This is a genomic window from Peptoniphilus olsenii (assembly GCF_040545475.1).
Taxonomy (GTDB): Bacteria; Bacillota; Clostridia; order Tissierellales; family Peptoniphilaceae; genus Peptoniphilus_A; species Peptoniphilus_A olsenii.
Map to the genome: position 1 here is coordinate 218,074 of NZ_JBEPMA010000003.1, position 10,183 is coordinate 228,256.

Sequence of the window (10,183 nt, forward strand, 5' to 3'; positions counted from 1 at the left end):
TATTAATTAGTAAATATATTTGTCTATTATTTGATTAAATGTTAGTCAGAAAAAATAATAGAGAAAACTGTATAAAAATTTTACAACTGAACAAAGGTTTGTTATCATTAAAGTTGGGTATATATTAATTCCTATTTGATTAGTAATTTTATTTACAAAAGAGTATTGAATAAATATACTTTATTTAACGCTATAGTTTATTTATCTTAAAAAGGTGATTTAATGGAATTTAAGATTCATTCTGAATATAAACCTACTGGGGATCAACCTCAAGCAATTGAAAAACTTGCTGAAGGTATTAAAAAAGGTTATAAACACCAAAATCTTTTAGGTGTTACTGGTTCGGGTAAAACTTTTACTATGGCAAATGTTATAGAAAAAGTCCAAAAGCCAACTCTTGTTATCGCTCATAATAAGACATTGGCTTATCAGTTATGCTCAGAACTTAGGGAATTTTTCCCAGAAAATGCTGTAGAATATTTCGTTTCTTATTATGATTATTATCAACCTGAGGCTTATGTTCCAGGTACGGATACTTTTATTGAAAAGGACTCATCTATTAATGATGAAATTGATAAATTGAGACACTCTGCGACTATGTCTTTGTTTGAGCGAAGAGATGTTATAATAGTTGCCTCTGTTTCGTGTATCTATGGTTTGGGAGATCCTATTGATTATGAAAGTTTGGCGATATCTTTGCGTCCTGGTATGATACGTGATAGAAATGAGATTATGTCAAAGCTTGTCAGTATACAGTATGTGAGAAATGATTTTGATTTTTCCCGTGGTACTTTTAGAGTACGTGGGGATATTTTAGATATTTTTCCTGCTTCTTCTTCTGAAAACTCAATTAGAGTTGAATTTTTTGGTGATGAAATTGATAGGATATCGGAAGTTAATGCTCTTACTGGGGAAGTTGTCAGTTACTTAAATCATGCTTTTATTACACCAGCTTCTCACTTTGCTACTTCTGAGGCCAAGGTCAAAAGGGCAATTGTAACAATTGAAGAAGAGCTTGAAGAAAGACTTAAAATTTTAAGAGATCAGGAGAAACTTTTAGAGGCACAAAGACTTGAGCAAAGGACTAGATATGATCTTGAGATGCTAAGTGAAATGGGATTTTGTTCTGGTATAGAGAATTATTCTAGGCATTTATCGGGTAGAGATCCTGGTTCCCGTCCGTATACTCTAATTGACTATTTTCCAAAAGACTTTTTGACAATTATAGATGAATCTCATCAAACTATTCCTCAAATTAGAGGAATGTTTAATGGTGATAGGTCTAGGAAAGAAACTCTAGTAGAATATGGTTTTAGGCTTCCATCAGCTCTCGATAATAGACCTTTGAGGTTTAATGAATTTGAGAGTATGATGAATCAAAATGTCTACGTTTCGGCGACTCCAGGGCCTTATGAATTAGAACATACTGAGCAGCAAGTGGAACAATTAATTAGACCTACAGGTCTACTTGATCCTATTATTGAAGTAAGACCGATTAAAAATCAAATTGATGATATTTTAAATGAAATTGACGAGATTATCAGTAGAAAAGAAAGAGTTCTTATCACGACTTTGACCAAGAAAATGGCAGAAGATCTTACGAGATATTTAAAGGATATTGGTTACAAGGTAACTTATATGCATTCTGATGTTGATACTCTCGAAAGAATGCAGATAATTAGGGATTTGCGTCTTGGTGTGGTAGATGTTCTAGTAGGGATAAACTTATTGAGAGAGGGACTAGATTTACCTGAAGTTTCACGAGTTTGTATTTTAGATGCAGACAAAGAAGGGTTTTTGAGATCTGAAACTTCGTTAATTCAGACTGCTGGCCGTGCTGCTAGAAATTCCAAGGGAAAAGTTATAATGTATGCTGATGTTATAACAAAATCTATGCAGGTGACCATTGATGAGACTCGTCGTAGACGTGAAATTCAAGATGAGTATAACAAGGAAAATAATATTGTTCCAAAAACTATTAAAAAAGAAATTCGTGATGTAATCAATACTTCGATTGCGGCAGAAGAAGATGTTGATTTTGAAGTTAATGAAAATGAATTTACAAAAGAAGAAATTTCTGCTATGATTGATGCTCTAAAACCAGAAATGTATAGAGCTGCAGAGGAACTTGATTTCGAAAAAGCTGCAGAAATTAGAGATAAAATAAATGAACTTAAAGAGAAGAAAAAAGAAGCGATAGTATAGGTGATAATTTGAACGACGAAATAATTGTAAAAGGTGCTAGGGCCCACAATTTAAAAAATGTGGACCTTAAAATTCCGAGAAATAAATTTGTAGTTTTCACTGGTCTTTCAGGCTCAGGCAAGTCATCTTTGGCTTTTGATACGATTTATGCTGAAGGGCAAAGAAGATATGTTGAATCACTTTCATCTTATGCGAGACAATTTTTGGGACAGATGGATAAACCGGAGGTAGATTATATTGAGGGGATGAGTCCCTCAATTTCTATTGACCAAAAGACTACGTCCAAAAACCCACGCTCAACTGTAGGTACAGTTACAGAAATATATGATTATTTGAGACTTCTATATGCAAGAGTGGGTCATGTTTTTTGCCCAGAATGTGGAGAGGAAATTTCTTCATATACAATTGACCAAATGGTAGATGAAGTGTTGAAGTTGAAGGATAGAACTAGAATTCAAATCTTATCTCCGATTGTCAGACACAGGAAAGGACAACATAAAAAAGTATTTGAAAAAATAAAAAAGGAAGGATTTCTTCGAATATTTGTCGACGGCGAAATGCATAATATTGAAGACGAGATTGAATTAGAAAAAAATAAGTATCATGATATTGATATTGTGGTGGACAGAATAATAATAAAAGATGGCATAAGTTCTAGACTTGCGGATTCTTTGGAAATAGCTACTACTATGGGTGATGGGATTGCAAAAATAAATGTAATTGATGGCGAAGATTTAGTTTTTTCTACAAAACTTGCTTGTCCTCACTGTAATATAATCATAGAAGAAGTGACTCCGAGATCTTTTTCATTTAACTCGCCTTTGGGTGCGTGTGATGAATGTAATGGTCTTGGATTTTCTAAGGAAGTTTCTAGAGATTTGGTAATTCCAAATAAAGAATTATCCATTGATGAAGGTGCTATTGCAAGTTATTCTACTTCAAAAGGAACTTATTATTATGAAATAATTTCTCATATTGCCAGCAAGATGAATTTTAGTACCAAGGAGCCAATTAAAAATGCTCCTAAAGAATTTTTGGATGCTATATTTGATGGTTATGATGGAAACCTATCTTTTTATTATGATTCATATTTTTCTGGAAGAAAAAGATATTCGGGTGGATTTGAAGGTATTTCTAAAAATCTTAAGAGGAGATACTCTGAGTCAAACTCTGATAGAATGCTAGATAAAATAGATGAGTTTATGGAAGAGGTACCATGTCCTAAATGTCATGGTGCCAGATTAAAAGAAACTTCACTTGCAGTCAAAGTTGGTGGACTAAATATATTTGAACTTCAACAACTTTCTATTGATAAATCACTTGAATTTTTTGAAAATCTAGAGCTTTCGAAGAGTGAAAAAATAATTGCAAAAGAACTAGTTAAAGAAATAAAATCGAGACTTGAATTTTTAGTAAATGTAGGGCTAGACTATCTTACACTTTCTAGGATGGCAGGTACTCTTTCAGGTGGAGAAGCTCAAAGAATTAGACTAGCTACTCAAATTGGTTCACAACTTGTAGGTGTAATTTATGTACTAGATGAACCGAGCATTGGTCTGCATCAGAGAGATAATGAAAAATTATTAAAATCTCTAAGAGACTTGACAGATATAGGTAATACTTTAATTGTAGTTGAGCATGATGAGGACACAATGTTTGCAGCAGATGAGATAGTAGATATTGGACCTCTTGCAGGAGTTGGAGGAGGCAGAATTGTTGCTCAAGGCAGTGCTGAAGATATAATGGAGGTTGCAGAGTCTATAACTGGTGCATACCTTAGTGGCAGAAAGAAAATTGAAGTTCCTAAAAAGAGACGACCTTTAAGAGGAGAATTGATTAAAATTATTGGAGCAAAAGAGAATAATTTAAAAAATATAGATGTCGAATTTCCTCTTGGTCAATTTGTCTGTGTGACTGGTGTATCTGGTTCAGGGAAGTCATCTCTTATAAATGAAATTTTATATAAAACTTTGGCACAAAAAATTAACAAGTCAAAGGTAAAACCAGGCAAACATGATGAGGTAATCGGAACCGAATTTATTGATAAAATTGTAGATATAGACCAATCTCCAATTGGAAGGACACCTCGCTCAAATCCCGCGACATATACGGGAGCATTTGATATAATAAGAGATATATTTGCAAATACCAATGAAGCTAAGATGAGAGGGTATAAAAAGGGCAGATTTTCTTTTAATGTCAAAGGTGGCAGGTGTGAAGCTTGTAAGGGAGATGGAATATTAAAAGTAGAGATGCACTTTTTGCCAGATGTTTATGTCCCATGTGAAGTGTGTAAAGGTAAAAGGTATAATAGAGAAACTCTAGATGTAAAATATAAAGGTAAAAATATAAGTGATGTTCTAAACATGACTGTTGATGAGGCCATTGACTTTTTCCAAAATCATGAAAGAGTTTTGAGGAAATTAGAAACCCTAAGGGATGTTGGACTTTCTTATATTAAGCTTGGGCAATCATCAACTGAGTTATCAGGCGGAGAAGCACAGAGGATTAAACTTGCTTCTGAACTTTCCAAGAGAGCTACAGGTAAGACTTTATATATTTTAGATGAACCCACTACAGGTCTACATGCAGAGGATATCAATAAATTAATAAAAGTTTTAGATGAATTGGTAGATAGAGGTAATACTGTGATTACAATTGAACACAATCTCGATGTAATCAAATGTGCAGATTATATAATAGATTTAGGACCTGAAGGTGGCGATGGTGGTGGAGAAATAATAACTACTGGCACACCTGAAGAAATTGTAAAATGTAAAAAATCATATACAGGTAAATTTTTGAAAGATAAACTAGAGGTGTAATGTGAAAAATAAGTTTATAATATTGGCTCTTGCTATATTTTTATTCTTGCCAACTTATGTTTTTGCAGAAGGTTTTATGCAAAAGAATAATTTTATGGACAAGAGCGGCGCTGCAAGAGTCAGCGAATTAAAAAAATGGCAGGCTCAAATGAATCTTCCTGTGACTGGTGCTTTAGATCAAAAGACAAAAACTGCCCTTTATACTCCAAATTATGAAGTGCGTGATATGATTGTAAAACCACCAACAAGTGATGTGTGGATAACAGTTAATAAATCGAGAAGAATTTTGACAGTATATAGAGGCGGACAATCAATAGGAAAATATCCTGTTACACTTGGAACAAATTTAACGCCAACTCCAAGTGCAAAGGCAACTATAGTAAATAAACACAAAAATCCTGCGTGGGGTGGAATGGGTGGAAAATATACACCAGTAGCTTCTGACGATCCAAACAATCCATTAGGAGAAAGATGGATGGGGCTGAAAATTTCGGGTTTAAGTGGATATGGTATTCATGGAAATATTAAACCTCATCAAATTGGAGGTTATTATTCTAATGGATGCATCAGAATGTATAATTATGATATAGAAAACTATGTGTTTCCTACTATGAAAGTTGGAGCTCCGGTTTGGTTAGGTACAGATAATGAACTTGAAAATTGGGGAGTATACCAATATTCAAGAATTAAAAAAGAAGAACCGAAGCCTGTAGAAAAACCAGTAGAAGTTGTGCAAGATTTCCCAGCAGCAGATTTATTGGAATTTTAGTAACAATTTAATATTTTGTATGTGATTAGAGGTATAAAAATACTTTAATTTACAACTATAATATAAAAAATTAACCCAAATAAGATTGAAATTAAATTTTATTTGGGTTATAATTGTTTTTAAAATTATTCAAAGGAGGCCTTAATCTTGGATATCAATGATAATCTAAAGAGCATATGGAATAAAATTGATTTCACATCAAACTTTTCCAGCAATATGAGATGACCCCATTAGTTTAGGTAGTTATAATTTATAAACAATGGGAGGTAAAAAATGATGAAGAAGTTTTTGAATGTATTATTAGTTTTATTTTTGGGTTTGACACTTGTCGCTTGTCAAATAACGGATAATAAAAAAGAGGCGACTGAGGCGAACAATACTGCAAATACAGAGGTAGCAGAAAATAAGGAAAATGAAGAAACATCTGAAAATACAGATAATATAAAAATTGATATCGAAGAAGGCGAAAAGGTTAAAGCCATAAAAGAAAAGGGTAAAATAGTCCTTGGTACTTCGGCAGATTTTCCACCTATGGAATGGATTTCGTTCCAAAATGGTAAAGAAGAGTATCAAGGAGTAGATATAGCAATAGCTAAAGAGGTGGCCAACACACTTGGTGTAGAACTTGAAATAAAAAATATGGCCTTTGAAGGGCTTATTGCTTCATTAAAAGCAGGGGATGTAGACTTTGTTATCGCAGGAATGGCTGCCGATGAAGAAAGAAAAAAACAAGTCGATTTTTCTGAACCATATCTCGATGGAGAGCAAGTACTTTTAGTCCTAGAAGAAAATAAAGATAAATATAAATCATTTGATGATTTGGACGGCAAAATTATTGGTACACAGCTTGGTACAATTCAACAAAAAATAGCAGAAGAAAAATTTAAATATAATGTTAAAGGTTTTGATTTAAATAATGTTCTTATAGAACAACTTAAAAACAAATCAATTGATGTGGCATTTTTATCTGAAATACCTGCAAAGCAATTTGCAAATATTGCTGATGGACTTGCTATTGTTACAGATTTAGGTATAGAAAAAGAACCAGGTCAATCAGTAGCGACTAAAAAAGGTAATGACGATTTAACAAAGGCAATCTCAAAAATCGTCAAAGAATTAAAAGATTCAGGCACAATTAATAAATGGCTTGATGAGTATATTGAATTATCCAACAAAGAAGCTGGAAAGTAATTAAATATTCCCTACAAATATGTGGGGAATTTTTTTTAGAGAAGATAAGGAGACATTATGAATTTTATAACTAATCAGCTAGATTTTTTAAGTAAATATCTTCCGTCATATTTAAGAGGGGCACTCACAACAATAGAGCTTTCAATAGTTGGAGTTATTCTTGGGCTTACTCTTGGTATTATTCTTGCACTTATGAAATTATCCAAGAGTAAATTTTTAAATATTATTTCGGGAGCATATATTGAAATTGTTAGAGGTACGCCGATGCTCGTTCAGATAATGATTGTATATTTTGGATTGAAGCAAATTATACCCGACAATTTGAGTCTACTCAAAGAACCAATGCTATTATGTGCATTATCTATTTCTTTAAACTCAGCTGCATATGTAGCAGAAATTATTAGGTCGGGAATTAATTCAGTAGACAAAGGGCAGATGGAAGCAGCAAGATCACTTGGCTTAAATCATAAACTTGCGATGAAAAAAGTAATCATGCCACAGGCTATTAAAAATATATTGCCAGCACTTGTAAATGAATTTATCACGCTAATTAAAGAGTCATCAATAACATATACAGTTGGTGTGGCAGAGTTAATGTATGCAGGTAAGAGCATATCATCGGGCATATACGAATCCACTAGACCTTTTGTATATGCAGCAATAATTTATTTTATAATGACATTTTCATTATCACAAGCAATGGGTGTGCTTGAAAGGAGACTGGCAAATGATTAAAGTGGAAAACCTCAAAAAATCTTTTGATAATTTAGAAGTATTAAAAGGAATAAATGAAGAAATAAAAGATGGCGAAGTTGTCGTTATTATTGGACCAAGTGGAAGTGGGAAATCTACATTTTTACGTTGTTTAAATTTGCTTGAACGCCCAACATCAGGAAAAATATTCGTGGATGAAAAAGAAATAACTGACAAAAAAATAAATATTAACAATATTCGTGAAAATATGGGAATGGTTTTTCAATCATTTAATTTATTTAATAATTTAAATATTATTGATAATATCACTCTAGCACCAATTTTGGTAAAGAAAATGTCAAAGTCAGATGCGGAAGAAAAAGCCATTAAACTTTTAAATAGAGTAGGATTACCAGATAAAAAAGAAGACTATCCAAGCTCATTATCAGGAGGACAAAAACAGAGAATTGCAATTGCAAGAGCACTTGCAATGAATCCAGAAGTTATGTTATTTGACGAACCTACATCGGCACTTGACCCAGAGATGGTTGGCGAAGTGTTGGACATAATGAAAGATTTAGCAAGAGATGGAATGACTATGGTTGTAGTAACTCATGAGATGGGTTTTGCTAGAGAAGTTGGTGACAGAATTCTTTTTATGGATTCGGGAATGGTTGTGGAATCAGGTACTCCTGAAGAAGTTTTTGGGAATCCTCAAAATGAAAGGACTAAGAACTTTTTAGCTAAGGTATTGTAAAGGAGAGTTATTATGGCAGTAGAAAAATTAATAGAGTCAATGTCCAAATTTAAAGAAGAAGCCTATAATTTAAATTATTATTTGGCAGAAAACCCTGAAATTTCGGAAAAAGAATTCAATTCTTCCAGAAAAATTGTAGAAATTTTAAATAATTATGGAATAAATACTACGCTAAATTTTTGTAATTTTGAGACAGCTTTTTTTGGCAATGTAATAAAAAAAGAAAATGCAAAATATAATTTTGCAATACTTGTAGAATACGATGCATTGCCAGATATCGGCCATGCTTGCGGTCACTCTTCAAGTGCTGCAATTTCAATATTGTCGGCTCTTGCACTTAAAGAAAATGAAGAATTAATTGACGCAAATGTAGACATAATTGGGACTCCAGGAGAAGAAGATGAAGGATTAAAAAGTCCTATGGCAGACATGTGTGTATTTGACAAATATGATGCAGTAATAATGGTTCACTTGACATCGGGTAAAAACAAACCAAATGGAAAATTTTTGGCACTTGACACATATGAGATAAGCTTTAAAGGAAAGCCCGCTCATTGTGCTGGTTCGCCTTGGCAAGGACGCTCTGCACTTGATGGACTTATGCTATCTATACATGCTTTTGACATGATGAGAAAATCACTAAAACCTGGTGCAATTGTCGAGGGTATAGTATTAAATGGTGGATCAGCTCCTGGTATGATTCCTGAATTTGCCAAAGCAAAGTATGCATTTAGAGCAAGAAACTATTCAGAAGTAAAAGATGAAATCATGCCTTGGGTAAAAGATATTTTAGATGGATGTGCAAAGGCAACTCAGACGGAATATAAACTTGAAACTTTTGGATACACATTTAGAGATATGGTTTATAATCAAACTGGGACAAATTTAATAAAAGAAATAATGGAAGATAATAATTTGGAATACGAAGAGATGGATTTTGCAGATGGTTCTTCTGATATCGGTAGCATTAGTTATAGAGCACCTGCATTTCATCCATATATTTCAATATCTGAAGAAGAAATTCCATTCCACACTAAAAGAGTTGCAGACTTTGTGAAATCAAAAGAATCAGAAGATATTATTGATAAAGGAGCAATTATCATATTAGAATTTATCGGTAGACTTTTAGATAATCCGAAAATTGTAGCTAAAATTAAGGAAGAATTTAAAAAGACGTTAAATGACTAGATTACTATCAATATTTTTAGATTAAATATAAAAACACTGCTATATAATTTTCTATATAACAGTGTTTATTTTTTTGTATTTGAACTTGTGTCCTAAATTTTGCGGGGTTTGTGTTATAAAATTTTTTGAAATTTCTGTTAAATGTTCTTATAGAGTTATATCCAACTTGATAGGCTATTTGTGAGATTGTATCTTCTGTGTGTAAAAGTAGTTTAACAGATTTTGTAATTCTGACATAATTTAAAAAGCATTCAAAGTTTTTCTCTACTAAATATTTTAAATGGTAATTTAGTTCTATTGCATTTATGCCGAATTTATTTGATACATCTTTAGAGTTTAAATCTTCGTTATAATTAGTGTAAATATAGTCGACTATTTTATAAGAAATTTCACTTTCTTTTATTTTACAAATTGTGTTAATCTTTTAAGGCAAATGATGATTATCTAAAATTTAATATAGCTTCTTTGAGTAGATATCCACTCTTCATTTATATCAATTAATATAGCTCCTATTAATCTTATTGCTGATTTTTCATTTGGAAATATACGTATTAC

Annotated in this window: 9 protein-coding genes; 7 read left to right on the forward strand and 2 right to left on the reverse strand. The window is 32.4% G+C overall.

The genetic code is table 11. The features are described from left to right. The first annotated feature begins 222 nt into the window (after positions 1 to 222). From uvrB to ABID14_RS04350, 7 genes are all read left to right on the forward strand, one after another. Positions 223 to 2,205, forward strand: coding sequence for an excinuclease ABC subunit UvrB (gene uvrB / locus ABID14_RS04320; protein WP_354367499.1), 1,983 nt, complete (start codon positions 223 to 225; stop codon positions 2,203 to 2,205). Between the two features lie 8 nt (positions 2,206 to 2,213). Next, entirely contained in the window at positions 2,214 to 5,030 is a 2,817-nt protein-coding gene (gene uvrA / locus ABID14_RS04325) for an excinuclease ABC subunit UvrA (protein ID WP_354367501.1), read from the forward strand. 1 nt (position 5,031) lies between these two features. After that, the gene (locus tag ABID14_RS04330; protein ID WP_354367503.1) at positions 5,032 to 5,799 is read left to right on the forward strand and encodes a L,D-transpeptidase; all 768 of its coding nucleotides are present in this window, start codon (positions 5,032 to 5,034) and stop codon (positions 5,797 to 5,799) included. A 273-nt stretch (positions 5,800 to 6,072) separates the two neighbouring features. Beyond that, positions 6,073 to 6,990, forward strand: a complete 918-nt coding sequence (locus ABID14_RS04335) for a transporter substrate-binding domain-containing protein (protein ID WP_354367505.1) — start codon at positions 6,073 to 6,075, stop codon at positions 6,988 to 6,990. Between the two features lie 57 nt (positions 6,991 to 7,047). Beyond that, complete coding sequence (locus ABID14_RS04340; RefSeq protein WP_354367507.1) at positions 7,048 to 7,725, forward strand: amino acid ABC transporter permease; 678 nt, start codon at positions 7,048 to 7,050, stop codon at positions 7,723 to 7,725. Beyond that, positions 7,718 to 8,440: an amino acid ABC transporter ATP-binding protein gene (locus ABID14_RS04345; protein ID WP_354367509.1), complete on the forward strand. Its 723-nt coding sequence runs from the start codon at positions 7,718 to 7,720 to the stop codon at positions 8,438 to 8,440. Before ABID14_RS04340 ends, ABID14_RS04345 begins: the two co-directional genes overlap by 8 nt. Positions 8,441 to 8,452: 12 nt before the next feature. Beyond that, positions 8,453 to 9,628, forward strand: coding sequence for a M20/M25/M40 family metallo-hydrolase (locus ABID14_RS04350; RefSeq protein WP_354367511.1), 1,176 nt, complete (start codon positions 8,453 to 8,455; stop codon positions 9,626 to 9,628). Between the two features lie 16 nt (positions 9,629 to 9,644). Here the strand turns inward: ABID14_RS04350 and ABID14_RS04355 are convergent, their stop codons facing one another. Next, positions 9,645 to 10,049 carry a helix-turn-helix domain-containing protein gene (locus ABID14_RS04355; RefSeq protein WP_354367523.1) on the reverse strand — a complete coding sequence of 135 codons (405 nt, stop codon included), beginning with the start codon at positions 10,047 to 10,049 and terminating at the stop codon, positions 9,645 to 9,647. A gap of 23 nt (positions 10,050 to 10,072) precedes the next feature. Further along, the coding region (locus tag ABID14_RS04360) for a transposase (protein ID WP_354367513.1) at positions 10,073 to 10,183 on the reverse strand (111 nt) is incomplete at its 5' end.